Here is a 26,750-nt window from a genome sequence, read left to right as displayed (position 1 = left end):
CGCCCCATCCTGATTCACCGCCGTACCACGAACCACCGCCAGAATGTCGTGACCGTTACGGCGCGCGTCGGAGAGACGTTCCAGCACCAGCACACCGACGCCCTCGGACCAGGCGACACCGTCGGCCGCGGCCGCGAACGCCTTACAGCGCCCGTCCGGCGCCAGTCCGCGCTGGCGGGAGAAATCCACGAACAGGCCTGGACTCGCCGAAACGCTCACCCCACCGGCCAGCGCCACCGACGTCTCGCCGCGGCGCAGTGCCTGACAGGCCAGATGCAAGGCGACCAGCGACGACGAACACGCGGTGTCCACCGTGACCGCAGGCCCCTCCAGCCCGAACACGTAGGCGACCCGGCCCGATATCACGCTGTGCGAGGTACCGGTGAGCCGGAAACCCTCGTATTCGCCGGTCACCGCGCGCTGGTATCCGGACGACGAGGCGCCCACGTACACACCGGCATCGGTACCGCGCAGCCCGCCCGGATCCATACCGGCGTCCTCGAGTGCTTCCCAGGAGGCCTCCAGTATCAGCCGCTGCTGCGGATCCATCGCGGCCGCTTCACGGGGGCCGATCCCGAAGAAGCCCGCGTCGAAATCGCCGGCACCGCTGAGGAATCCGCCCTCACGCGTGTACACGGTGCCCGGCCGGTCCGGGTCCGGATCGAACAACCGGTCCAGCTCCCAGCCGCGATCGGTGGGGAACGGGGTGATCGCGTCGCGACCCGCCGCGAGAAGCTCCCACAGATCCGCGGCCGAGGCCACTCCGCCCGGGAACCGGCAGCCGATCCCGACAATGGCGATCGGCTCCTCGGAACGCTGCCGGGGCGCGGTCCGGCGCACGGCCGGGGTCGCGCCCTCCAGGCGGGCGCGCAGCAGCCGGGCCACCGCGAGCGGGGTCGGGTGATCGAAGATCAAGGTCGCGGGCAGGGCCACCCCGGTCACCGCGACCAGCCGGTTACGCAGCCGCTGCCCGCCCAGCGAATCGAACCCGAACGCGGTGAAGGGCCGGTCGGGGTGGATATCACCGGCGGAGTCGTGGCCGAGTATCGCGGCCGCCTCCTCCGCCACGACAGCCAGGACCAATGTCTCGCGTTCGCGCTCGGGCGCGGCGGCCAACCGGGACGCGAGCGGGCTGTCCGGCACCGAGGTCACACCGGGTTCGGCCTCGCCGTCCGGCTCCACCACCGAGTTCTCCGCGGCCGCGCCCGAGACCTCCTGCGGCGCAGTGGTGATCGCGGGGGTCCAGCACCGGCGCCGCTGGAAGGCGTACACGGGCAGTTCCACCCGGCGGAACGACCGCGCGTCGGGCACCGGCGCCACGTCGAACCCGGCGCAGTACGCCTGCGCCAGCGCGGCGGCGAACCGGTCGGGTCCGCCGTGGTCGCGGCGCAGGGTGCCCAGGACGGCGACCCGCTCGGCCCGGCCCGCGGCGTCCGCGCTCGATTCGATCGCCGAGACCAGGACCGGATGCGGGCCGACCTCGACGAACGCATTCATCTCCGCGGCCAGCAGCGCCTCGATCGCGTCGGCGAAACGCACCTCCTCGCGCAGGCCCCGGTACCAGTACTGCGCGTCCAGGCCCGCGGTGTCCACGAACTCGGCGCGCACCGTCGAGAAGAACGGCACCGAACCGGTCACCGGCCGCACCGGCGCCAGGTCGGCGAGCACCCGGTCCCGGATCTGTTCCACCGCGGCCGAATGCGACGCGTAGTCCACCGGGATCTGTTTGGCCCAGATACCGTCCGCGGCGCAGGCGTCCAGGAATTCGCCGAGCGCGTCCGCCGCACCCGAGACCACGGTCCGGCCCGGCCCGTTGACCGCCGCCACCGACAGCCGGCCGCCGAAAGCCGCCAGCCGCCGCGCCACCTCCGGCGCGCCTACCCCGACCGAGGCCATACCGCCCGCACCGGCGAGTACCTCCGCGACGGCCCGGGAACGCAACGCCACCACCCGGGCCCCGTCGGCCAGGGACAGACCACCCGCCACGACCGCGGCGGCGATCTCACCCTGGGAATGTCCGACGACCGCCGCCGGCTGCACTCCGGCGGCCTGCCACATCCGTGCCAGCGACACCAGCATCGCGAACAGGGCCGGCTGTACGACCTCCACCCGCTCCAGCGACGCGGCGCCCGGGGTGCCGCGCAATACCTCGGTCAGCGACCAGTCGACGTAGGGCGCGAGCGCCGCCTCGCATTCCGCGATCGATCCGGCGAACACCGGATCCGCGGCCAGCAGATCGGCGCCCATGGCCGGCCACTGGCCGCCCTGCCCGGGAAATACGAACACCGCGCGCCGGGCAGCGGCACGGCCGGTCACCACTTCGGGACCGCCGGGCACCGATTCGGGCACCGGATCGAGCAGCGCGGTCAACCCGGCGCGCATCCGCTCGGTGTCGTATCCCACCACCGCGGACCGCCACTCCAGCGGAGTCCGGGTATGCCACAGCGACTGCGCGAGATCGGTGGCCTCGATACCGGGCTGCCCGGCCAGCCGCTCCCGCAGGCGTTCCGCCTGCTCCCGCAGCGCCGCCGGATTGTGTCCGGACAGCATCCAGGTCACCGGCAGTTCGGCGCTGCCCGGCACTTCGGACGTCGCGGCAGGGACCTTCTCGGTATCGGGCACGCCGCGCACCGTGGCCGGCATCCCGGCAACCGTTTCCTCGGCAGCGGGCACGCCCGACACCGTGGCCGGCAACCCGGCAAGGGACTCCCCGGTACCGGGCACCGTGGTCTGCGTGCCTGCAGGCGCTGCCGGGGCCGCAGGCACCGCGGCCGGTGCTTCCTCCAGCACGAGATGCGCGTTGGTGCCGCCCATCCCGAACGACGACACCCCGGCGCGCCGCGGTACAGCGCCGCCGACCGGCCACGGCTCGGTGCCGGTCGGTACGCGCAACCCGAGTTCCGCGAGCGGGATCCGCGGATTCGGGGTCGCGAAGTTCAGGCTGGGCGCGAGTTCGCGGTACCGCAGGCACAGCGCGGTTTTGATCAGCCCGGCGATCCCGGCGGCGCTGTCCAGATGCCCGATATTGGTTTTCACCGATCCGACCGCCAGCCGGGCGCCGCCGGTCCGGCCGGCCCCGTAGGTCTCGCCGAGCGCCGCGGCCTCCACCGGATCCCCCGCCGGGGTTCCGGTGCCGTGCAGTTCGACATAGTCCACTGTCGCCGGCTCCACCGCCGCGGCCGCGAGCGCGTCCCGGAGCACCGCCACCTGCGCGGTCGTGCTCGGTGCGCTCAGCACCCGCCGCTCGTTACCACTGTTCACCGCGCTGCCGCGGATCACCGCGTAGACCCGGTCGCCGTCCGCGACGGCCCGGGCCAGTGGTTTGAGCACCACCATCCCGCCGCCCTCACCCCGTACGGTGCCATCGGCGCGGCTGTCGAAGGTGAAGCATTTCCCCGACGGTGAATGCGCGCCGAACTGTTCGTAGCGAGCGCCGCTCAGCGGCGACAGGATGAGATTGATTCCGCCCGCCAGCGCCACCTCGGATTCGCCGCCGCGCAGCGACTCACAGGCCAGATGCACGGCGACCAGCGAGGAGGACTGTCCGCTGTCGACCACGAGACTCGGGCCGGTGAAACCGTAGTGGTTGGAGATCCGGTTGGCGGTGACGCCGCGCCCGACTCCCGGCAGCGAATACCGCCCCACCCCCGCGATCCCCTGCGCGGCCACCAGCTCGGCGAAATCGGTGCCGGAACCGGCCAGGAACACACCGACCCGGCCGCCGTCGCGATCCCGGTATCCCGCGTCTTCCAGTGCCTCCCAGCTCAGTTCGAGACCGAGTAACTGCTGCGGATCGATCGCGCGCGCCTCGTTGGGCGAGACCCCGAAGAATCCGGCGTCGAATTCCGAGGCCGAATCGAGAAACCCGGCTGTTTCGCCGAGGCCCGCGCGGTCGGCGGGCGCCGCCCCGATGGCGTCGCGCCCTTCGCGCAGCAGCCGCCAGAACGCGGCCAGGTCGGCGGCGCCGGGCATCCGGCACGCCATACCGACAATGGCGATCTCATTCGCCGACTCGACCATGGGTTTCCTCAATCTTGCCGATTTCGCTGAAAAGCACTGTGGGGTGGTGGAAGTGAGCGGTCCGGACGCGGGCGGCGGGCCGGTCGGCGCCGCCGCTCAGGAGGGCGGCTCCCCGGCCGCCGCGCCGAGCGAGCCCAGCCACTGCCGCATCCGCGCGGCCACCACCGGTATCGCGTCGTCGATGACGGTGAGATGGTCGGCCGGGATCTCGACGGTCTCGCCGCGGTGTTGCCACTGCGGAACCGGTTCGGGCAGTTCGAGTCCCGGCATGGTGGTGGTGGCACGCAGTACCAGGGTCGGGGCGGAGATCGGCAGCGCGGGCCGGCTGCCGTAGACCCGCGCGTAGCCGGCCATCACCACCAGCGAGCGATCGTCCACGGCGATGAGCTCGTGCCCGCTGTCGAGGGCCAGACCGAGGGCGCTGGCGAAGACCGCGCGATTGCCGGCTTCGTCGTCGGGTGAATAGGTGTCGATCATCGCGACACCCAGCGCGGGCCGCCCCCGTTCGGCGAGCCGGCCCGCGAGCCCGTGCGCGAGGGCGCCGCCGATGGAGTATCCGGCCAGGACGAAGGAGCCGGCGCCGACCGTGTCCAGGGTGACCTCGGCGAGCCGATCGAGCAGCCCGTCCCAGGACGCGGGCAGCGGCTCCCCCGGCCGGGTCCCGGGCAGCCACAGCGCGTGCACACCGCATCCGGCGCCCAGTTCCCGGGCCAATTTCCCGAACTGGTGCGGCCCGTTACCGATCAGGAAGGACGGCACACAGATCACCGTCGGCCCGGAACCGCCGCGGGCCAGCAGCATCGGCTTGCCGATATCCCCCGGTTCGGCCGGGCGGTCGAACGCGACAGTCAGCTCCGCGCTCTGGATCAGCAGCGGCAGTACCTCGTCCACGGCACCGCGCCGATGGGCCGCCACGACCAGTTCGGTGAGGCTGCCCCGCGGACCCGAGGTGGCGGCGGGCGTCGCCGCCGGTTCCGTCCCGGCGGCGGCCAGCCGCGCGCTCAGCATCTCGGCGACCGCCGCGGCGGTGGGATATTCGAACACCAGCGTCGACGGCAGCGTGAGCCCGGTGATCGCGGCGAGCCGGTTGCGGAACTCCACCCCGCCCAGCGAATCGAAGCCCAGTTCGGCGAATAGCGCGTCGGGGTCCACCTCCGCGGCCGAACTGTGCCCGAGCACCAGCGCGGCCAGCGACCGGATCTCGTTCAGGACCAGCTCGTAGTGCTCGTCTTCGGGTACCGCCGCGAGCCGCCGCGCCAGTGACCCGGTCTCCGCCGCCGGCGCGGCGGCCGGGGCCCGCACCAGGTCGCGCAGGACCGGCGGCAGTACCCCCGAACGCGCAAGCGCGGTGAGTGCCTCGGTATCGAGCAGCGCGGTGAGCGTCAGCGGATGCGCACCGGCGAGCGCCCGGTCGAACAGGGCCAGTCCTGTCTCCGCGCCGAGGGGCACCAGACCGAGCCGGGTACGGATCTGGCGAACCATGTGCCCGGCCCCCGCCTCGCCCAGCCCGGCCGCCATCCCGATGGTCCACAAACCCCAGGCCAGGGTGTGCGCGGGCAATCCGGCTCCGCGGCGCTGCTGGGCGAGCGCGTCGAGATAACGGTTCGCGGCCGCGTAGTTGCCCTGCCCCTGTCCGCCGAGCAGTGGCGCGGCCGAGGAGAACATCACGAACGCCGCCAGATCGTGGTCACGGGTGAGTTCGTGCAAATTCAGCGCGGCATCGATCTTCGGCCGCAGCACCCGGTCCAGCTGGTGCGGGGTCAGCGTGTCGATCGTGGCGTCGTCGATGACACCCGCGCTGTGCACCACCGCGGTCACCGGATATTCGGGGCCGACCGAGTCCAGCAGCGCGGCCAGCGCCATCCGGTCGGCGACATCGCAGGCGGCGACCCGCACCCGGGCGCCCGCCGCGGTGAGTTCATCGGCCAGTTCGCCGGCCCCCGCGGCCGCCGGTCCGCGCCGGGAGACCAGCAGCAATCGCCGCACCCCGTGCGCCGCGACCAGATGCCGCGCCACCAGCGCGCCCAGTCCTCCGGTACCGCCGGTGATCAGTACGGTCCCGGTACCGAAGGTCACCGGCCGCGGGTCCGGCGCACCGGCCCGCACCAGCCGGGGCACCAGCGCGCCGGAGTCCCGGACGGCGACCCGGGGTTCGCCGAGGGCGACGGCCTCGCGTACCGCGCGGGAGGTCAGCGGGCTCGTCCCGGTGTGGTCGAGCTGGACGATACGCCCCGGATACTCCGCTTGCGCACACGCCAGCAGACCCGAGACGGCCGCCGCCGCCGGATCGCAGAATTGTCCCGGTATATCGGCGGCATCGCTGGTCACCGCGACCAGCGTGCGCTCGCGGGTCCGCTCGTCGGCCAGCCAGGCGCGCACCGCCGCCAGGGCGGCGCCGACCCGTGCCCGGGCCACCACGCCGGTGTCCCCGGACCCGCCGGCCTCGTCGGTCCGCCAGACCACGATCCCGGGAACGTCGGACGCCGCGAACAGCGCGCCGAGATCCGGGTACACCTCGGCGTCACCGGTGACGGGCACCGTGCCCACCACCGCGAGCCGGCCACGCGACCCCCCGGCCGGCGCGGGGGCCGGTGTCCAGGTGAGGGTGTAGAGGGGATCGGTACCGGTCCGGGACCGATGCAGCATCCGGGTGTCGACCGGCCGGGCCAGCACCGATTCGATCGTGATCACCGGATTCCCGGCGCTATCCACCGCGTCGACGCGGACCGAGTCGGTATCGGCCGGCCCGACCCGCACGCGCACCGCGCCGGCCGCGGGCCGGGACAACCGCACCCCGGCGTAGGAGAAGGGCAGCGGCACCTTCCCGGCGTCGGTATCGGCGAGCCGGTCCAGTGCGGGATGGAAGGTGGCGTCCAGCAGTGCCGGGTGGATGCGGAACGGCTGCCCGTCGAGCCCTTCGGGCAGTCGCAGCTCCGCGTACACCTCGTCACCGGAGGTCCAAGCCTCCCGGACATCCTGGAAGGCCGGACCGTAACCGAATCCCCTATCGGACAGGCGCTCGTACAACCGCACCGGGTCCAGCGGTTCGGCGCCCACCGGCGGCCACACCCGCACGTCGAACGCCGGCGCGACGTGCCCGGTCGCGCCGGGCGCCAGCACCCCCACCGCATGGGTCGTCCACCCGGTGTCGCCGGTGGATTCGCCGGCGGCGCGGGAGTACACCGTGATCCGGCGGCCGCCGTCGCTCGCGGCGGCCTCCACCACGACCTGGATGTCCACGGCCGCCTCGTCGTCGAGCAACAGCGGCGCCTCCAGGACCAGCTCCCGGATCGTCTCCGCGGCGAGCCGGCTCCCGGCGTACAGGGCCAGTTCGACGAAACCGGTGCCGGGCACCAGTACCGTTCCGAAAACCGCGTGGTCGGCCAGCCAGGGGTGGGTCCGGGTGGATATCTGTCCGGTGAACAGCCACTCGTCCCGCCCGGCGAGGGGGTGGGCGGCACCGAGCAGATGTCCCGCCGGCTGTCCCGGCGTATCGGTCCCCGGTTCCAGCCAGTACCGCTGACGCTGAAAAGCGTAGGTGGGCAGTTCGGCCCGGTGGGTGGCGCGACCGGCGAACAGCGGTTGCCAGGAGACCTCGATCCCGGCGTTGTGCGCCTGGGTGAGCGTCCGGGTGAACTGGACGACCTCGCCGGCCGTCCGCCGGGCCGCGGCCGCGACGAGCGACCCGGCCTCGATCTCCGGGTGTTCGGCGAGGCATTCGCGGGTCATCGCGGTGAGTACCGCGTCCGGGCCCAGTTCCAGGAAGCGCCGCGCGCCCGATTCGACGAGTGTGTCCACCGCCGCCGCGAAACGCACACAGCCCCGGACCTGCTCGACCCAGTAGCCGGGTTCGGCCGGGTTCGCCCCGGTCGCCGGGCCGGTGGAGACGATCGGAATCGACGGCGAATTGTAGGTCAGGCTCTCGGCAACCGATCTGAACTCCGCCGACATCGGTTCCATCAGCACCGAGTGGAAGGCATGGCTCACCCGCAGCCGGGAATTACGTATCCCCGCGCCCGCCAGCAGCTTCTCCGCCGCGTCGACCGCGTCCGCGGTACCGGAGAACACCACCGAGCGCGGACCGTTGACCGCGGCCAGCGACAGGGTCTCCGGGTGTTCCGCCAGCAGTTCCACCGCGTCCGCCGCGGTGATCCCTGCCGCGAGCATCGCGCCACCGGACGGGAGCGCACCCATCAGCCGGCCGCGGGCCGCCACGAGAGCACAGGCGTCCCGGACCGACCACACACCCGCCACATGGGCGGCCGCGAGTTCGCCGATCGAATGCCCCGCCACCAGGTCCGGCGTGATGCCGAAGGATTCGACGAGCCGGAACAGCGCGACCTCGTAGGCGAACAGCGCGGGCTGGGTGAACTCCGTCCGGTTCAGCAGTTCCGTCGCCTCCGGGTCGAACATCAGCTCCCGTAACGAGCGGCCGAGCAGCGGGTCGAACTGCTCGCACAGCTCGTCCAGCGCCGCCGCGAACACCGGGAAGGCACCGTAGAGCTCCCGGCCCATACCGGCCCGCTGGGCGCCCTGCCCGGTGAACAGGAATGCGGTCCGGCCCGGTTTCGGTCCGGATTCACCGGCCGCGCCGCGCCCCGCGGCCAGCTCTGCCAGGCCCGCGAGCAGTTGCTCCCGATCGGCGCCGGCCACCGCCCCGCGGCGATCCCACCGGGTCCGGTGGCCGAGCAGGGTGGCGGCGACGCTCCACAGGTCGGCGGTGGGCCGGTCGAGCAGCCAGTGCCGCAGACGATCCGCCTGCGCCCGGAGCGCGTCGTCCGTCTTCGCGGAGAGCAGCAGCGGGATCGCGGCGGTTTCCACGGGCGGGGCCGGATCACCGGGGGTGTCCTTGTCACCGGCCGGTTCGATCGGGGCCTCTTCGATGATGACGTGCGCGTTCGTGCCGCTGATACCGAACGAGGACACCCCCGCCCGGCGCACCCGCCCGGAACCGGCCGGCCACTGTTCGGCCTCGGTCAGCACCCGCACCGCCCCGGAGGACCAGTCCACGTGCGGGGACAGCTCGTCCGCGTGCAGCGATTTCGGCAGCATCTGGTGCCGCAGCGCCTGCACCATCTTGATCACGCCGCCGACCCCCGAGGCCGCCTGTGAATGCCCGATATTCGATTTGAGCGAGCCGATCCGCAGCGGCCGGTCGTCGCGTCCCCGGCCGTAGGCCGCGAGCAGTGCCTGGGCCTCGATCGGGTCGCCGAGCGCGGTGCCCGTCCCGTGCGCCTCCACCGCGTCCACATCGACCGGGCGCAGGCCCGCGTCGGCCAGCGCCGCCGCGAGCACCCGTTCCTGTGACAGACCGTTCGGCGCGGTCAGTCCATTGCTGGCGCCGTCCTGGTTCACCGCCGAACCGCGCACGATACCCAGTACGGTGTGCCCGGCGCGGCGGGCGTCCGACAGCCGCTCCAGCACCACCACGCCCACGCCGTCGGCCCAGGCCACACCGTCGGCGGCGGCCGAGAACGATTTACACCGGCCGTCGGCGGCCAGGCCGCGCTGCCGGGCGAAGTCCAGGTACAGGGTGGGGGTCGCCATGACGGTCACCCCACCGGCCAGCACCAGGGACGCCTCGCCGCGACGTAGTGCCTGGCAGGCGAGATGAATCGCCACCAGCGACGACGAACAGGCGGTATCCACGGTCACCGCCGGGCCTTCCAGTCCCAGCGAGTACGACACCCGCCCGGAGGCCACACTGGCCGCCGAGCCGATGGACACATACCCTTCGGCCGCCGGCCCCGACGCCTTGGCGATAATCCCGTAATCCTGATAGGCCACACCCGTGATCACCCCGGTCGCGCTCCCGCGCAGCGACGCCGGGTCGATTCCCGCGTGCTCGAGCGCCTCCCACGAGACCTCGAGCAACAACCGCTGCTGCGGGTCCATGGCCACCGCTTCCCGGGGGCTGATACCGAAGAAACCGGCGTCGAAATCTCCCGCGCCCCGGAGGAAACCACCCTCGCGGGTGTAGACCTTCCCGAACCGGTCCGGGTCCGGATCGAACAGTCCCGCGAGGTCCCAGCCGCGGTCGGTGGGGAAACCGGCCACCGCGTCGGTGCCGGTGGCCACCAGATCCCACAGGTCGTCCGGGGATTCGACGCCACCCGGGTACCGGCAACCCATCCCGACGATCGCGATCGGCTCGTCGAGTTTCTCCCGCAGTTTCGCCAGATCGTCACGAGTCGTCATCAGCTCGACAGTGACCTTTTTCAGGTACTCCAACGTCCGGTCGGAAGAGTCACCGGTGCCTTTGTCCATGTATCACATCCGCAAATTCGAGAAGGGGTTGCCAGAAAGCCCGGTCCGGGTTTTTCCGGTTTCCAGGAGAATTAACACGTTGTTTCGTGCGACCGGCTTTACCCGGTAAACCAGTACCCGGATCAAAGGGCCGTCATTGTTGTGGAAGAACCGTTCCCGGCTTCACCGCCGAGCGGGTCGGGCAGAATGTTTATTCTGTTCTCGCCGCAGGCCGGCGAGCGTCTCAGCCGCGCGGGGCCAGAGGTATTCGAGGTCTTCGGTCGCCGCGCACGGCCGGTGAGGCCTGCCGCACCGAGGATGAACAACCGATAACGTCTTCAGGAATTACGTTGACAGTGCGTTTCATTCGGGTAAACGACCCGCGGGCGACATCATCGAATTCACGCATACAACCCGTGGCCACCAGAACCATTTTCCCGTCCCAAGAACGAAACCACTTCTCGATCGGATTCCCCGACACCGCGGAATCCGTGAGTTCGCCGACCGGATCCTCCGGCCGCGCAATCACAATGCCACCGCGCTCGGATTCCCGCAACCGGCCCGTTATCGGCAACCGGCCCTTCGCCCGAACGACACCGGCACGCAACGTAAGAGAATGCCAGGCGGTGACGCCGCCTCGTATCACCGAGGACCCCGCGCGCGCCGCGCCGGCACCCGCAACTGCCCCGGAAAGCGCGTCCGAGCGCCATACCCCCGGCGCCCGGGCCACTGTCACCACCACCGGCCCCGACCGAATGACCGGATCCGTCACCTCGACCTCACGCTCGAACTCTCCACATCGCACAAATCTGAAAACCGACCGATCAACACGGTCGGAGAAGAGTGTGGCAGAGTGCGCGCGGATTCGCAGCTCAGACCCTCGTAACACGCCGCCGCACACCGCGGCCCGAGCCGCGAAAAAGGCCGAGACCAGCAAATTTCCGTCGATCGACGCGCCCACTGGGTCCGGCTCGCCCCCGCGATCGGCACCGGAGCCCGCACCCGAGTTCTTCCGGAACTCGGACACTGCCCCGGACGCAGCTACTCGCGCACACCGCATTTCACCGGCACAGCGTCCGATTCGCCTCGACGCAGCCGTCAACCGGGCAGCTCGGACGGAAAAATCCGGGCGCCGCATCTGGTTCACCGTGGGTGCCACGGCCGTCTCACTCGCCATACGGCTCCTTCGGCGACTCGGCTCGCCGAGCGCCACCAAAGGGCAATTTTGTTCAGCGTATAAGCCTTCCCAGCAGTGGCGAGATGGTCGGCCGAGGCCCGGGCCCCCCGCCCGGCCCGTGGTACGGCACCATCGGACGATGCGAACCGGTGCCCGCCGGGCCGAGGGACCCGCCGGTCCCCGACCCGATACCGCCGGGCGGCTCCCACCCGACTTCTACCGACTCTGGGGGGCGTTCACCGCCGGCCAGCTGGGCAGTGCCCTCGGCGCCGGGGCGCTGCCGCTGGTGGCGATCGTGCTGCTCGGCGCCTCCGATCTCCAGGTCTCGCTGATGGTGGCGGGCGCCGGGGTCGCGGCGGCCGCGATCGCGTTTCCGCTCGGCCCGTTCCTCGAGTTCCGGCGCAAACGCCCCGTCATGACGGGTGCGGGTATCACGGCGTGCGTCGCGCTGATCTCGGTACCGCTCGCCGCCCGGTTCGACATGCTCACCTACGCGCACCTGTGCGTGACCGCGGCGGTACAGACCCTGTGCGCCGTCGTCTTCACCGCCGCGCGCGACGCGCACCTCAAAACACTTGTTCCCCAATCGCAACGAGTCCGAGCCGGAAGCCGGCTGGAGACCACCTTCTGGACCGCGACCACGCTGGGCGGGCCGGTCGGCGGACTGCTCGTCGCGGTATTCGGGACGACGACCACGCTGATCGTCGATTCGCTCGGGCATCTGGTGTCGGCCCTCGGAATCCGCCGGATCCGTACGCCCGAAACGCCACCCGCGCAACGGAACAGCGGCCACCCCACCGCGGCCGGGATCAGGGCGGGCTGGACCTACCTCTTCGCGCATCCCACTCTGCACCGGCTGTTCTGGAACGCCATGCTCTTCGGCGGTTCGCTGGTGCTCATCTCACCGTTGCTGGCGCTGTTCATGCTGCGGGAACTGGGTTTTCCGCCCTGGCAGTACGGACTGGCCCTCGGGGTGCCGGGGCTCGGTGGCCTGCTGGGGTCGTGGTGCGCCCCGCGGCTCGTCGCCCGGTTCGGTGAACACGCTGTCCTGCTCGGATCCGGTACGCTGCGCACCTGCTGGCCCGGACTGCTCGTGCTCGCCGGGCCCGGGCCCCTCGGACTCGCCGTCGTTCTCCTCGCCGAAACGCTGCTGCTCTTCTGCGCCGGCGTATTCAACCCGGTGTTCGCCGCCTATCGCACGAACCACACCGCCGACGACCATATGGTGCGCGTCGGCACCGCCTGGTCGATCAGCGCCAGATGCGTCCAGCCCGCGTTCATCGCCCTCGGCGGTGTGCTCGCGACCGCGATCGGCGTACGCGCGGCTATCGGTGTGGCGGCGCTGACGCTGCCGGTCAGTGCCGCCCTGCTGCCCTGGGGCGGCGCGCGCGGAGACGCGGAGAGCCCGGTGACCGAACCGTGTTCAGGGCTCGATGAGCCCCGCGCGGATGGCATAGCGGGTCAGCGCCAGCCGATCACGTAATCCCAGCTTCTGCAGGATATTGGCCCGATGCCGGTCCACGGTCTTCACACTGATGACCAGGTCACCGGCGATCTCGCGCGACGAATAACCCTCCGCGACCAGTTTGACGATCTCCTCCTCGCGCGGCGTGAGCAGACTGCGCGGCAGGGGCTCGTCACGGTCGGCGTGCTGCAACCAGTCGCGGATCAGGGAGTTCACCGCGCCGGGATACAGATAGGACTCGCCGCGCAGGGTCGCCCGGCAGGCCTCGAGCAGATCGCGGTCGGCCACGGATTTCAGCACATAGCCGGAGGCGCCGACCCGCAGCGACTCGAAGAAGTACTGCTCGTTGTCGTACATCGACAGCATCAGGATCCGCACATGCGGGGCGGCACGGTGGATCTCGCGCGCGGCCTGGATCCCGGTCATCCGTGGCATGGCGATATCCAGGATCGCGAGATCGACGGGAACGTGTCCGATCTGCTGCACCGCCTCGTGGCCGTTGGCGGCCTCGGCGACGACCGCGAGATCGGGTTCGGCGTCGAGGATCAATCGCAACCCCGAGCGGACGAGCGCGTGATCATCGGCGAGCAGGACGCGGGCCACGGCCGGGTTCGTCACGGCGTGCTCCTTTCGCCTCGATGCGGGATACGCAGGCAGATCTCGGTGCCGCGCCCCGGCGGCGACTCGATGGTCAGGGTGGCGTTCACCAGCAGTGCGCGCTCACGCATTCCGCGGATACCGGCCCCGTCCTCGGCCACCCCGCCGCGTCCGTCGTCGGAGACCCGCAGCACCAGCGAATCACCGTGCACCCGCAGGCTCAGCCCGACCCGGCGGGCGCCCGCGTGCCGGGCGATATTGGTCAGGCCCTCCTGGGCCACCCGGTAGCAGACGAGTTCGATATCGGGGTCCAGCCGCGGCAGTGTCCGGTCCACGTCACGGGTCACACTGATGCCGGCCGTCGAGCTGAATTCGCTGCACAACGCGCTGAGGGCGCTGGACAGCCCGAGATCGTCGAGGACGTCGGGCCGCAACCGCCGCGCGATACCGCGCACCTCGTCCAGACAGGAGCGCACGGTCTCCTGCGCGCCGTACAGGACATCGACCACATCGGTGGGTGCGCGGTCGGCGGCCCGTTTCATCGACAGCAGCGCCACGGTCAGGCTCTGGCCGATCTCGTCGTGCAGTTCGCGCGCGATCCGCCGACGCTCGCCCTCCTGTGCGGCCAGCGCGGACGCGCTGGCCGCCGCGCGTTCGGTTTCGAGCCGGTCGACCATGGCGTTGAACGAGTCGATCACCCGGGACAGGTCACCGTTGCCGCGCTCGTCGAGCCGGCCGCTGCGCCGCAGCGGGTCCACCCGGCGCATGGAGACGATGAGCTGATCCAGCGGTGCCAGGCTGGACCGCAGCAGGAAGGCGTTGGCCGCCAGGATCACCGCCAACCCGACCGCCAGCACCGGTATCTCGGTGAGCCGCACCCGGGACGAGACGGTCGCCGGCGAGACCGCCAGCACCAGGGTGCCGAGGGTGAAGACGAGACCGTTGATGAGGAAGATCCGCCGGAAGAGCGCATCGGCCGGGGTCCGGGTATGCCGCCGGAACAGGCCGTATCCAGTGTCCGGACGGTCCATGACCTCAGTGTGACCGTCGGCGCCCGGGCTGTCCATGGGGCGTGACACCCATCTTCCGGGCCGGCCGCTACACAGCTCCGGCCACCGGAGATGGGTAGCGGCACCGATGGTCGGCGAGACCGCCGGACGCCGAAACTGGGAGCCGAGAAAACCGGCTGCGGGAGGAGCGTTCGACGTGGACATCGACCGCGGCACCATTCCGGGCCAGGGCACCGTGCACCACCTGCTGACCCGCAGCGGTGACCGGTTCGCGCTGGTGTCCGGTACCGACGGCGCGAAACACATCCATGTCTACCGCACCGCCCGCGACGAACCCGTCCACTCCATCGCACTGGGCCCCGACGAAGCCGATCAGCTCGCCGAACTGCTGCACAGCAGACCCCTGCCCGACCGGGTGGCCCGGCTGGAACGGCTGATGGACCAGTTCACCGGCGACAGGAACCGGTCATGACAACCCTCTCCCCGCACGCGCGACGGGACCATCCGATGCAAGCACACGAGATCGCGGTCCAGCTGCCGACCGTTCGCACCGGCGACCCCGTCGCCAAGGCCATGCGATTGATGGTGGTCAACCGGCTGCCCGGACTCATCGTGGTCGACGCGGCCGGCCGGCCCGTCGCGGTCCTGCCCGGCACCCAGGTCTTGCGGCTGGCCATCCCCAGCTCCTACCAGGACGATCCCGCGCTGGCGCGCACCATCGACGAACTGCACGCCGAACTGTTCTGGCGCGAACCCGGCGATCTGACCGTGGGCGACTGCCTGCCCGAACACGCGCCGCGCCCGGCCGTGGTGCACCGCGACGCCACCCTGCTGGAGATCGCCGCCCTCATGGCGCAGCGGCACAGCCCGCTGGTCGCGGTGGTGGATCGCACGCGCACCCTCGTCGGCGGCATCACCCTCGAACGACTACTGATCAGCCTGGCCGTCGCCGGGCCAGACGACTGATCCGCCGGGCCGAGGGGAGGTGCGCCGATGAACCAGATCCTGGCGGTCGTCGTATTCGTCGGGGCGTTCTGGTTCATCGCCACCGAACGCGCGGACAAGGTGAAGGTCGTCCTGGTCGCGGCGGGTTCGATGACCGTGCTCGGTCTGATACCCGGCGAGCAGGTCTTCTACAACGCGCATGTCGGCATCGACTGGAATGTGATCTTCCTGCTGCTCGGCATGATGATCATCGTCGGCGTCATCAAGCAGACCGGACTGTTCGACTTCCTCGCCATCTGGGCCGCGAAACGGTCCCGTGGCAGCCCGTTCCGGCTGATGGTGATGCTGATGATCATCACGGCCGTCGCCTCGCCGCTCCTCGACAATGTCACCATCATCATGCTCGTCGCGCCGGTCACCATCGTGGTGTGCGGGCGGCTGGGGTTCGCCGCGCAACCGTTCCTCATCGCCGAGGTGCTCGCCGCCAATATCGGCGGCGCGGCCACCCTCGTCGGCGATCCGCCCAACATCATCATCGGCAGCCGGGCCGGCCTGACCTTCAATGATTTCCTGCTGCACATGGCTCCGGCCGTGGCCGTGATCTTCGCGCTGTTCGTGCTCTTCACCCGCTGGCTGTTCCGCAAACATCTGCGGATGCGCTCCGAGCACATCGAGACGGTGGCGGCACTACAGGAGAAGCGGGCCATCACCGACCCGCGCCTGCTGGCCCGCGCACTGCTCGTACTGGCCGGGGTCGTGGTGGGTTTCGGCCTGCATTCGATGCTGCATGTGGCGCCGTCGATCATCGCGCTGCTCGGCGCGGGCGCCATGGTGCTGATCTCCCGGCTCGATATCGGTGAGATCCTGCGCGAGGTGGAATGGGGCACCCTGGTCTTCTTCATGGGCCTGTTCGTGATGGTCGCCGGTCTCGTACACACCGGTGTGATCGAGCTCCTCGGCGACGCCGCGGTCGCCGCGTTCGGCGACAATCCGCTGTTCGCCTCGGCGGTCCTGGTTTTCGGTTCCGCCGTTGTGGCCGCGTTCATCGACAACATCCCCTATACGACCACCATGGCCCCGGTGGTCGAGGGCCTGGTCGAACAGACTTCCGACCACGGGCAGGGCCGCGCGCTGTGGTGGGCGTTCGCCTTCGGCGCGGATTTCAGCGGTAACGGCACAGCGGTCGCCGCGAGCGCCAATGTGGTGGCCCTCGATATCGCGCGCCGGGCCGGGCACCGGATCACCTTCTGGCAGTTCACCAGGTACGGCATCGTGGTCACGGCGCTCAGCTGCGTGCTGGCCTGGGCCTATGTCGCGGTCCGGTACTTCTGAGCAGCGATATGCCACCCGCTCGTCCACGTCACGGCGCACTACTTCCGCCCGGCGGCGGCCGGCGACAGGCCACCGGCCGACCTACGAAGCAGGCCCGGCACCCTCGACCGGCACCGGCGACACCCCCCGCCGACCCACGGTATGGTCCGGTACACCGACCGGCGGCCGACGCGACGATGTCGCTCCTGAGCCTCGGCGGGGCCCGGGCGCCCTATACCGCCACGCGCTCGGTATCGGCCTCGGGTAGGGGTGGCAGTTCCAGGTTCTCCCGGAAGGTGGCACCGAGATAGTCGGAGCCGACGATATCGCGACGGCGTAGTTCGGGCAGCAGACCGTTGGTGACGAAATCCCGGGTGCGGGGATCGTCCAGGCCGCCCAGCGAGATGATGTCGAGGACTCCGGCGCGATACCGCTCCTCGATGGCATCGGCCAACTGCTCCGGCGTACCCGCCGCCGACCAGTGGCCGGTGTGCCGCGCTTCCAGGATCAGCTCACGCAGGGTGCGCCCGGAACCGGCGAGACGCGCGAATATCTCCACCCGCCCACGCCGACGATGCACCGAATCCAACTCGGGCAGAACATTTTCCGGCAGCGGCCGGTCCAGTGGCAGACCGGAGAGGTCGACTCCGCCGCCGAGCATATCCGCGAGCAGCCGGCGACCGGCTTCGAAGTCGAAGGACTCCTCCTGTTCGCGGACCAGCCGCGCGGCCTCGGCTTCGGTCGCGCCATAGGTGGCGTGGAAGGAGCTGAAGATGTACGGCAGCCCCGCCGGCCGGCCCAGCTCCCGGGCGCGGGCACGGATCTTGTCCGTATACGCGTGAGCGTCGTCGAGTGTGGTCAGCGAGGTGAACACCGCTTCGGCGAAACGGGCGCCGAGTTCGATCCCGCCCGCCGACTGGCCGGCCTGGAACTGCACCGGGCGCCGCTGCGGCAGCGGCGGGATGTTCAGCGGACCGCGCACGGTGAAATACTCGCCCCGGTAGTCGATCGGGCGCACCCGGACCGGATCGAGTACGGCACCACCGCGACCATCCGGGGTGAGGGCGCCCCGCTCCCACGAGTCGAACAGGGCGTGGACCACTTCCAGCGATTCCGCGGCGCGCGCATACCGCTGTTCCGGGCCGGGCAACTCCTGATCGCTGTAGTTCTCCTCGCCCAGCGACGAGGTCACGGCGTTCCAGGCGGACCGGCCGTTGCTCACATGATCGAGGGTGCCGAACAGCCGGGCCAGGTTGTACGGGTGGTGGAAGGTGGTGGTGACCGTGGCGATCAGACCGATATGTGTCGTCACCGAACTCAATGCCGAGAGGTAGATCAGCGGCTCCTGCGCACCGATCGCCCCCTGCGCGCCGAAACCGAGCAGGTCGGCCGCGAACAGCGCGTCGAACCTGTGTTCCTCGGCCACCTTCGCGACGGCGATCGCGGTATCGAGCGTCGACCGGCCGGGGTCCACCGCCGCCGCATAGATATCGGTACCGCCGCTGACTCCGGTGACCGTCTTGAGATGCCGTCGAGGTCTGCTGCGCGATACCACCTTGTGACGATATGGCGCCGGTCGGGGGCTCGGGCAGCCTTGCGCTCACCGTGATTCGGAGGCTCGCGCACCGCGCCGCCGGGCCACTCCGTAATCCCCCCTTCGGATCACGGAGCGGCCCGGGTATCGGGTACCTCCCCGTTCGGACCCCCGGCCGGCCCATGTCGCGGTCGCCGGCCGATCGTCGTCGGCCCGCTCGACGACCCCTGGCGCGCAGCGATCGCGGCACCTCCCAAATTAACTGCGTCCACCCGACACTTCCGCCGGGATTTTGTACGATCGGCGATGAGTTCTTGCACGGCAGGGGGATCGGTGGCCGCGACCGGGTACGAGGTGAGCGCACTGTTCACGGTGCACGCCGACCGCAGCGAGCGTCCCGAACTGTGGGACGCGCATGTGCACGAGATGCAGGGCCGGTTCGCCATCGGTTTCGGTGATCTCGAGGACTTCATCGGGTTCACGAAATTTCAGCGCTTCCAGGACTACGCACTGGTCGAATTCGCCTCGGATCTCATCGATTACCGGCGCCACGCGCGGCATGCGGCGGGCGACGACGGCGCGAGTGCCCGGCTCGTCACCCCGCTCGAGGGCAGCCTCACCCTGACGCAGCGGCGCGACACCGTCGAGATAGCCCCCGGCTCGGTCGGGATGTTCCGGATGGACCAGCCGATGGCCATGGCCCACGCGAGCGGGACGCGCGCCCTGATACTCACCGTCCCCGACGGGGTGATCACCCGGCGGCTGGCCGATCGGGCTCCGCTGCTGATGCCGCGGCAGCGGCCGCTGGTCTCGATGCTCACCGGTCATCTGGGGCAGCTGGCCGCCCATCGCGATGCCATGACGCGCGACGAGTTCGTGAAGGGTATGGAAGTCCTGTTCCATCTCCTGGAGTGCGTACTCGACGACAGCCGCCCGAACCGGCCGACCGGCTACGCGAATACCGCGGACCGAGCGCTGCGGTACGTGCTGCGGCACTCCGACGATCCGGACCTGACACCCGCCGTGCTCGCGGCCGCGCTCAACTGTTCGCTCAGTTATCTCCACAAGGCCCTCGAGACCGCCGGCACCACGCCGGGGCGGCTGTTGCGCACCGTCCGGATCGAGCGGGCCCGGGACCGGCTACGCGATCCGAACCCGACCGTCGAGGAGATCGGCTACCGATCCGGTTTCCGCTCCGCCCCGACATTCCGCCAGAACTTCACCCGGCATTTCGGGATGACGCCCGGCCGGATGCGCGAACAATTCCGCTCCGCCGGAACGGCGCCGGATCCGCAGTGACCGGTGCCGCGCGCACCGGTGTCACGCGGGAACCACCGCCACCCGCGCCTCGCGCACCGTGGGTTCCCCGATCTGATCCGCCACCGCCCGGGCGTACTGCGCGTGTGTGAGTCCCGCGGTGGCCTGCCTCACGGTGACCGGTCCCGCGACCAGCCGGTACTCCCCCGCCGTGTCCGCGCCGGCGCCGAGGCCGGCCGGCGGAGTGAGGACCGCCCAGTCCAGTGCGGTGGTCGCGCGCAGCGCGGTGAGCTGTCGCAGATGCGCTTCGGCGAACGGGCGGAGACGGGCCGGGAACAGGCCGGCGTCGTCGCACAGGTGGCCGTCGGAGTCGAGTTCCAGAGTCGCCGCCAGCCCCACCGCGATCAGGCGGCGATGCGGCCGATCCCAGTACCGGTCGAGATCGGCGACGATCCGCGCGTAGTAGTCGATATCGAAACCGTCGAACGAATCCGGCGGCGCCGGGAACGGCGTCACCGCCGTCACCACCGCGTCCACCCCGCGTAGTAGCGCCTTCGACGCCGCCAGGTTCCGCGCGTCACCTGTGGCCACCCGCAGGCCGGGCGGCAGCTCGCGGTGCCGGGCCGGCTCGCGCACCACCCCGGTGACCTCGTACCCGTCCCGCAGCAGCGCCGCGGTGACCGCCCGGCCGACCCGTCCCGCCGCACCGAGTACCGCGATATGCCGGCGGCCGCTGTCCGATGTGATGCCCATGGACGTGACGGTAGGCCCGACCCGCCCGGTGACCGCAACGTAACTACCTATACTGCAACGGTGACCAGGCCAGACGCCCAGCTCCCCGGCTTCGACCCGGCCTGCCCGATGAGCGGTTTCCCGATCCGGATCGGTGGGAAATGGACGGCGATGATCGTGCTGTCCCTGGAGAACTCGCCGCAGCGTTTCGGGGTGCTGCGGCGGCATCTGCACCCGGTGAGCGCCAAGGTGCTGGCCGAGAGCCTGGTGGCGATGGAACGGGACGGACTGGTGCGCCGGCGCCCGGTGGGGGCGACCGACGACCAGGGTGTCGAATACGAACTGACCCCGCTCGGCCGTTCCCTGCTCGGCGTGATCGAACACGTCCGCGGCTGGGCCCGGGAGCACTTATCCGAATTGACCGGTGCCCGTGCCGCATTCGACGCCGAGATCGGTGCGTGCAGCGCCTGATCAGGTCAGCCGGCGGATGTCCCCGCGCACCCGGTAGAACCCACCGCGCGCCGACTCGGCCACCCCGTCCACCACATAGCGGGTGCCGGCCTGCCGGATATCCCTGGGGAACTGTACATTCCATTCCCGCCGGTAGCCCGGTGAGACGATGTGGACCCGCAGACGCCCGCCCACATCGATACATTCGACCACCACGCCGCCTCCCGCATCGGTGGCCACCTCCACGGTGCTGCTGGGCACCACGGCGGCCAGCGGCGGCGCCTTCACCGAGACGGTCTGCGGCAGCACACCCTGTTCGGCGTCGCGGACCGCGGTCTCGCTCACATCGAGGCAGGCCAGGGTGCCGGCGGTGGTGACGAGGTACAGCCGGTCGTCGTGGTACTGCATCGAATACGCCGAACCGCAGCCGGTGCCGAGTTTCCAGAGCCGGCGACCGTCGGCGTCGAAGCAGTACACCGACGAATAGTTGTCACCGGCGAAAACGTAGCGCCCGTCCGGCGAGGCCGCACACGAGTACACCGCGGCATCGCACTGGAACGTCCGGTCGGCGCGGCCACCCTTGTCCAGCATGCGCACCTGGTTACGCGCGGTACCGGCGTACACCGCCGCGGCCTCCTGCCAGCCGAACAACACCGCACCGCCGGTGCCGCGGTGCCACTGATGGTTACCGGAGCCCAGGTCGTATTTCGTGACCCCGCCCGAATGCCCGTGGTACACCCCGTCCGCGTCGATGCGCACCATCCAGCCCGAATCCCCGTCGCTGCGCCGCGACCACAGCGATTCCTCCTCGTGGTCGATCACGGTGAGGCCGCCCTGCACATCGGAGACACCGAGGATGCCGTCGTGGATATCGAGCCAGTAGATATCGACATCGGCGGCGATATCGTAGGCCGCCCGCGGCACCTTGCCCGACAGATCGTAGACCCGGCCGTCGTCGCAGCCGGCGTAGATCCAGAAGTCGTCGGCGACAATGCATTTGACCGCGTCGGGCAGCCGGAAGCGCCCGGTCACCTCACCGGCCGGGGTGAGCGTGAAGACGTCGCCGTTCTCGTTCCCCACCCAGCAGCGCTCGGAGTCGATGAAGATACCGAACGCCGCGGCACCCGAATCGAAGGTCCACAGCACCGGCGCGGTCCGGGCGGTGGAACGTCCGCTGGTGATCGCCCGCCGGGTGACCGCCCGCGCCGCCCGCGCGCCCGGGACCGCGGGGGCATAGCCCTTGCGGACCTTCTCGCCGATTTTCTTCTGCGCCGCCGCCTGCGCCTTCCGCGCGTCGGCGAAGGAGCTGACCTTGCTCTGCCCCTGGTCACCGATCCGCCCGTACCGGATCGTCACCTGGGTGCCGTCCACCGCGACCTCGTAGAACTTATGCGCCGATCCTCCTTCCTCCGACAGTTCGAGATAGGTCGTGGTTGCCGTGGTCATACTGGTCCCGCTCGTCGTCGTTGCGCTTCGACGCGAAAAGTAGCAACCGGCACCGACATACGGAACACCGTCGAACCAGCGCCGCGGAACCCGCGGGCACGGGCGCCGCGGATACCGGCCGAGACGGTGCTCACACCGCGTCACGCACCCCGGCCCGGTCTCGTCTCCAGTGGTAGGACCCCAGCGAACGGAGCCACCATGCCTCAGCAGCGCACCCATGTGGTCGTGATCGGCGGCGGATACGCCGGAACCCTGGCCGCCAACCGGCTGCGCCGGCGGCCGGACCTCGAGATCACCCTGGTGAATCCACGCCCGGAATTCGTCGAACGCATCCGGTTGCACCAGCTCGCCGCCGGTACGGGTACGGCGACAGTCGGCTACGACTCCCTGCTCGGTACCGGGATCGACCTGCTCGTCGACACCGCGACACGGATCGACACCGGCACCCGGACGATCCACACGGCCGCCGGTGCGGAACTGGCCTACGACTACCTCGTCTACGCCGTCGGCAGCACCGCGGCGCCGGGTTCGGCGGTGCCCGGCGCGGCCGAATTCGCCTGCTCTGTGGCCGAACTCGAGCAGGCACAGCGGCTGCGCGCGGCGCTCGCCGGAACGGCCGCGAATGCCCCGGTCACGGTCGTCGGCGCCGGCCTGACCGGGCTGGAGACCGCCACCGAACTCGCCGAGCGGGGCCGGACGGTGCGGTTGGTCTGCGGCGGTGTACTGGGCCCCGCGCTCAGCGCGCCGGGACGCCGCGCGGTGGCCGCCCGGCTGCGCCGGCTGGGTGTGGACGTCCTCGACACCGCGGTCGTCGGCGAGGTCCGCCGCGACGCCGTCGTCCTCGGCGACGGCACGGTGTTGCCCAGCGCGGTGACCGTCTGGACCGCGGGTTTCGGGGTGCCCGACCTGGCCCGCGCCAGCGGCCTGACCACCGACGAGCTGGGCCGGCTGCGCACCGACGAAACCCTCACCAGCGTCGACGACGACCGGGTGATCGCCGCCGGGGACGCGGCGGCCCCCTCCGGGCAGCCGCTGCGGATGAGCTGCCAGGCCGCGATCCCGCTGGGTGCCCAGGCCGCCGATACCGTGCTGCGCCGGCTCGCCGGCGATATCGCCGTACCCATCGACCAGGCGTTCGTCGGATCGGCTATCGGCCTGGGCCGCCGCGGGGCGGTCATCCAGGTGGCCCGTCGCGACGACACACCGGTGAATGCCTTCTTGGCGGGCCGGGTGGCCGCGACGGTGAAGGAAACCATCTGCAAGGGCACCCTCTGGCAGATCCGGCGCGAGGCGCGCAAACCCGGTGCGGCACTGTGGTTGAAGGGCGGCCGGAAGGCCGGTACGGCCGCCGCCACTGCCCGGCGGTGAACACCCGCGGCCGGGGCATCACCGTACCGTTACCCCCGGTCCTCGTCGGCGTTCCCGTTCGGAGTGAGTGAAACGGAATACGTTCCACCGGCCGGGGTGTTGGCGCCGACATGGCACTCAGCGCACCGATCGGAATCGCCCTCGCTCCCCGTCCCACCGCCGCCAATGCCGTCGACGATGTGATCGAACGGGCCCGTCTCCTCCAGCGGAGCGGCATCGACCGCGCCTGGTTCGGGCAGCGTTTCGACGTCGATTCGCTCTCGCTGGCGGCCGTGGTCGGCTCCGCGGTTCCCGGCCTGCACGTCGGCACCTCGGTGGTCCCGATCAACCCGCGCCATCCGCTCGTGGTCGCGAGCCAGGCGCAGACCGCCCATGCCGCCAGCCATCGCCGGTTCACCCTCGGTCTCGGCCTCGGTGCACGGGACCTGGAAGAACCCGCGTTCGGGATCCGCACCGAGCGGCCGATCCGCCGGCTGCGCGAATATCTCACCGTCCTGCGCTCGGTACTCACCACCGGGACGGTCGATTTCACCGGGCACACCGTCGCCGCGGCGCCGCCGCTCCCGGCGGCGGTGGCCGGCGGCGACGGGCCCGATATCGTCGTGGCGGCCATGGGTCCGCAGGCGGTGGCCGCCGCGGGTGAACTCGCCGACGGAATCGTGCCGTTCCTGGCCGGACCCCGCACCCTCGGCGGCGATATCGTGCCGCGGACCGAGGTCGCCGCCCGGGCCGCGGGCCGGCCCCGGCCCCGTGTGATCGCGGGGGTCGCGGTGGTGGTGACCGACCGTCCGGAGCAGGTCCGGGCCCGGGCCGCCGAACAGATGGCCTTCTACGAGAGCATTCCGTCCTACCGCGCGGTCCTGGACCGCGAAGGTGTCGGCACCGCGGCCGAGCTGGCCGTTATCGGCACCGCGGCCGAGGTCGAAACACAACTGCGCCGCTACGTGGAGGCGGGCGCGACCGAACTGCTCGTCACCCAGACCGACCTCGGCGGCCCCGAGGACGAACTGGCGACCTGGCGCTTCCTCGGCGCGCTCGGCGGCGTCCCGGTCTGATCCCGGCGCCCGGTTTCGCTCACGGCGCTCGGTTTCGCTCACGGCGCGCGCAATCCTGCCGGTTCCCACCCGCGGCCGGTACCGTCCTCACTCCCGCCGATCGCCGACGATCGGCTCGGCAGCCCTGGTCGGGCGGAGTGTGGAGTGTGCGGTGACCGACATGGGGCGAATCGTCAGGGGCGCGCGGTGACCGCGACCGAGATCGCGCCGGATACCGCCGCCGCGCCACCGGGTCCCGCCGCACGCCGCGCCGGCTACCGGCGGCTGATCCGGCCGTTCGTGACCCGGCTGTCCGCCCTGGTTCTGGTGCTGGTGCTCTGGGTCCTGGTCACCGCGACCGCCTTGGTCGATCCGCTGTACCTGCCCTCGCCCGGGGCGGTCTGGGACGCGTTCGTCCGCGCCAACACCCGGCATCCGATCGCGCCCGGCGTAGATCGCATGGTGATCGGTGAGCAGAACTACTACCTGTGGGAACATCTGGTCGCCAGCCTGCAGCGTATCGGGGCCGGGATCGGCCTGGCCGTCGTGGCCGGACCGCCGACCGGGTTCGTCATGGGCATGCTGGCCCCGGTCCGGCTGGTCACCGAACCGATCCTGAACTTCCTGCGCGCGCTCCCCCCGCTGGGCTATATCGGATTGCTGATCGTCTGGTTCGGGATCGGGGATGTCTCCAAGATCTGGCTGCTCTTCCTGGCCGCGTTCCCGCCCATCGCCATCGCGACCCTGAACGGTGTCACCGGGGTCAAGCAGGACTACCTGCATGCCGCCCGCTCACTGGGCGCCGGCCGGGTCCAGGTGATCCTCCGTGTCGTCCTGCCCGCCACCCTGCCCGAGGTCATCGGTGGTATCCGTCTCGCCACCGCGTTCGCCTGGACCACCGTGGTCGCCGCCGAACTCAACAACGGCATCCCCGGTATCGGCGGACTCGCCTATATCTCCGGTACGCAGCTGGACACCCCGCTGACCATCGCCTGCATCATCGTCATCGGTGGCGCGGCACTGGCCCTCGATTCCCTCCTGAAACTGGCCGGCGATGTGGCGGTCCCCTGGAAAGGCAAGGCATGAAACGCTCACTTCGGACGGTCGCCGCACTGGTCCTCGCTCTCGGCGTGACCGCCACCGTCGGCTGCGTCCAATCCGGGCGCGGCGACAGCGGCGCCCAGGACGGCGGGACGACCTGCCCGTTCACCCCCGACACCGAGGTCACCGCGACCGCCCGCATCGGCTACCAGGCGATCCCCAACGCCGACCTCTACGTCAAGGACCGCGGCCTGCTGGAGGCGTGCCTGCCGAACGCGACGGTCACCTGGAGCCAGTTCTCCTCCGGCGCCGATGTGGTGCAGGCGTTCGGCGCGGGCAGTATCGATATCGGCACCCTCGGCTCCAGCCCGGCCACCAAGGCGGTCTCGGCGCCGCTGGACCTGCCGGTGCGGGTGCTGTGGATCCACGATGTGATCGGGGAATCGGAATCGCTGGTGGTCAAGGACAAGGCGGTCACCTCGCTCGCGGGTCTGCGCGGTAAGCGGGTCGCCACACCGTTCGGCAGTACCGCGCACTACAGCCTGCTCGCCGCGCTCGGCAAGGCCGGCCTGTCCGGCCAGGTGAACCTGATCAATCTGCAGCCGAACGCGATACCCGGCGCCTGGTCCGGCGACCAGATCGACGCGGCGTGGGTCTGGGATCCGACCCTGTCCGAGCTCATCGAGGCCGGCGGCACCGTCCTCACCTCCAGTGCGGAGACCGCGGCCCAGGGCGCGCCGACCTTCGATATCGCCGCGGCCACCACCGCCTTCCTCGAAAAGAACAGCGCATTCGCGGCGGTGTGGGCAAAAGTCCAGAACTACGCGATCGAGCAGATCCGCGACAATCCCGAGGAGGCCGCGGTGGCGATCGGCGCCCAGCTCGGTATCGACCCGCAGCTGGCGCGCCCGCAGCTGGCCGGCTACACCTACCCGACCGCGACCGAGCAGGCCGGGCCGGAGTACCTGGGCGGCGATTTCGCCGGTGCCCTGCACAGGACCGCGGAATTCCTGCTGAGCCAGGGCGGTATCGAGGCGGTCGGCGGCGAACAGGCCTACCGGGATGCCCTCTATCCGGACGCCGCGCGGGCAGCGGCACAGTGACCGCCACAACCCAC

Annotated in this window: 17 protein-coding genes; 10 read left to right on the top strand and 7 right to left on the bottom strand. The window is 70.8% G+C overall.

Annotation, left to right across the window (positions count from 1 at the left end):
• Positions 1 to 4,020, bottom strand: a 4,020-nt coding sequence (locus IG75_RS40355; RefSeq protein ID WP_030522991.1) for a type I polyketide synthase, incomplete at its 3' end; no start/stop codon positions are given.
• A 96-nt stretch (positions 4,021 to 4,116) separates the two neighbouring features.
• A complete protein-coding gene (locus tag IG75_RS0122265; RefSeq protein ID WP_051714807.1) occupies positions 4,117 to 10,287 on the bottom strand; it encodes a type I polyketide synthase in 6,171 nt (2,056 codons plus the stop codon).
• Between the two features lie 1,295 nt (positions 10,288 to 11,582).
• Here IG75_RS0122265 and IG75_RS0122260 point away from each other — a divergent pair.
• Complete coding sequence (locus tag IG75_RS0122260; protein WP_063834174.1) at positions 11,583 to 12,926, top strand: MFS transporter; 1,344 nt, start codon at positions 11,583 to 11,585, stop codon at positions 12,924 to 12,926.
• Here IG75_RS0122260 and IG75_RS0122255 read toward each other — a convergent pair.
• The gene (locus IG75_RS0122255; protein WP_030522994.1) at positions 12,867 to 13,526 is read right to left on the bottom strand and encodes a response regulator; all 660 of its coding nucleotides are present in this window, start codon (positions 13,524 to 13,526) and stop codon (positions 12,867 to 12,869) included. The genes IG75_RS0122260 and IG75_RS0122255 overlap by 60 nt on opposite strands.
• The gene (locus tag IG75_RS0122250) at positions 13,523 to 14,536 is read right to left on the bottom strand and encodes a sensor histidine kinase (RefSeq protein WP_051714822.1); all 1,014 of its coding nucleotides are present in this window, start codon (positions 14,534 to 14,536) and stop codon (positions 13,523 to 13,525) included. The genes IG75_RS0122255 and IG75_RS0122250 overlap by 4 nt, the downstream gene beginning before the upstream one ends.
• A gap of 175 nt (positions 14,537 to 14,711) precedes the next feature.
• Between IG75_RS0122250 and IG75_RS0122245 the strand changes: the two genes are divergently transcribed.
• The 3 genes from IG75_RS0122245 to IG75_RS0122235 are packed head-to-tail and all read left to right on the top strand — an operon-like array spanning position 14,712 to position 16,792.
• On the top strand, positions 14,712 to 14,987 hold the full coding sequence (locus tag IG75_RS0122245; RefSeq protein WP_030522996.1) for a cation:proton antiporter regulatory subunit: 276 nt from the start codon (positions 14,712 to 14,714) through the stop codon (positions 14,985 to 14,987).
• Positions 14,984 to 15,481 carry a CBS domain-containing protein gene (locus IG75_RS0122240; RefSeq protein WP_245713224.1) on the top strand — a complete coding sequence of 166 codons (498 nt, stop codon included), beginning with the start codon at positions 14,984 to 14,986 and terminating at the stop codon, positions 15,479 to 15,481. The genes IG75_RS0122245 and IG75_RS0122240 overlap by 4 nt, the downstream gene beginning before the upstream one ends.
• A gap of 27 nt (positions 15,482 to 15,508) precedes the next feature.
• Entirely contained in the window at positions 15,509 to 16,792 is a 1,284-nt protein-coding gene (locus IG75_RS0122235; protein WP_030522998.1) for an ArsB/NhaD family transporter, read from the top strand.
• 211 nt (positions 16,793 to 17,003) lie between these two features.
• On the opposite strand, the gene IG75_RS0122230 is transcribed toward IG75_RS0122235, so the two are convergent.
• On the bottom strand, positions 17,004 to 18,326 hold the full coding sequence (locus tag IG75_RS0122230) for an NtaA/DmoA family FMN-dependent monooxygenase (RefSeq protein WP_030522999.1): 1,323 nt from the start codon (positions 18,324 to 18,326) through the stop codon (positions 17,004 to 17,006).
• Between the two features lie 285 nt (positions 18,327 to 18,611).
• Here IG75_RS0122230 and IG75_RS0122225 point away from each other — a divergent pair, with 285 nt between their 5' ends.
• Positions 18,612 to 19,604, top strand: coding sequence for a helix-turn-helix transcriptional regulator (locus tag IG75_RS0122225; RefSeq protein WP_081877022.1), 993 nt, complete (start codon positions 18,612 to 18,614; stop codon positions 19,602 to 19,604).
• A gap of 21 nt (positions 19,605 to 19,625) precedes the next feature.
• Here the strand turns inward: IG75_RS0122225 and IG75_RS0122220 are convergent, their stop codons facing one another.
• The gene (locus tag IG75_RS0122220) at positions 19,626 to 20,315 is read right to left on the bottom strand and encodes an NAD(P)-dependent oxidoreductase (RefSeq protein ID WP_030523001.1); all 690 of its coding nucleotides are present in this window, start codon (positions 20,313 to 20,315) and stop codon (positions 19,626 to 19,628) included.
• Between the two features lie 60 nt (positions 20,316 to 20,375).
• Between IG75_RS0122220 and IG75_RS0122215 the strand changes: the two genes are divergently transcribed.
• On the top strand, positions 20,376 to 20,765 hold the full coding sequence (locus tag IG75_RS0122215; protein WP_030523002.1) for a winged helix-turn-helix transcriptional regulator: 390 nt from the start codon (positions 20,376 to 20,378) through the stop codon (positions 20,763 to 20,765).
• Here the strand turns inward: IG75_RS0122215 and IG75_RS0122210 are convergent, their stop codons facing one another.
• Entirely contained in the window at positions 20,766 to 22,190 is a 1,425-nt protein-coding gene (locus IG75_RS0122210) for a WGR domain-containing protein (protein ID WP_030523003.1), read from the bottom strand.
• Positions 22,191 to 22,388: 198 nt separating this feature from the next.
• On the opposite strand from IG75_RS0122210, the gene IG75_RS0122205 reads away from it, so the two are divergent.
• The 4 genes from IG75_RS0122205 to IG75_RS0122190 all read left to right on the top strand — a co-directional run bounded on the left by IG75_RS0122205 (position 22,389) and on the right by IG75_RS0122190 (position 26,736).
• Positions 22,389 to 23,558: an NAD(P)/FAD-dependent oxidoreductase gene (locus IG75_RS0122205; protein ID WP_030523004.1), complete on the top strand. Its 1,170-nt coding sequence runs from the start codon at positions 22,389 to 22,391 to the stop codon at positions 23,556 to 23,558.
• A 110-nt stretch (positions 23,559 to 23,668) separates the two neighbouring features.
• Positions 23,669 to 24,613: a TIGR03564 family F420-dependent LLM class oxidoreductase gene (locus IG75_RS0122200; RefSeq protein ID WP_030523005.1), complete on the top strand. Its 945-nt coding sequence runs from the start codon at positions 23,669 to 23,671 to the stop codon at positions 24,611 to 24,613.
• Between the two features lie 186 nt (positions 24,614 to 24,799).
• Positions 24,800 to 25,678 (top strand): ABC transporter permease, encoded by an 879-nt coding sequence (locus IG75_RS0122195; RefSeq protein ID WP_030523006.1) that lies wholly within the window; start codon positions 24,800 to 24,802, stop codon positions 25,676 to 25,678.
• Positions 25,675 to 26,736 (top strand): taurine ABC transporter substrate-binding protein, encoded by a 1,062-nt coding sequence (locus tag IG75_RS0122190; protein ID WP_030523007.1) that lies wholly within the window; start codon positions 25,675 to 25,677, stop codon positions 26,734 to 26,736. The genes IG75_RS0122195 and IG75_RS0122190 overlap by 4 nt, the downstream gene beginning before the upstream one ends.
• Positions 26,737 to 26,750: the final 14 nt, after the last annotated feature.

The organism is Nocardia rhamnosiphila NBRC 108938, assembly GCF_000720425.1.
Lineage (GTDB): Bacteria > Actinomycetota > Actinomycetes > Mycobacteriales > Mycobacteriaceae > Nocardia > Nocardia rhamnosiphila.
This window is presented reverse-complemented; position numbering and strand designations above follow the sequence as displayed.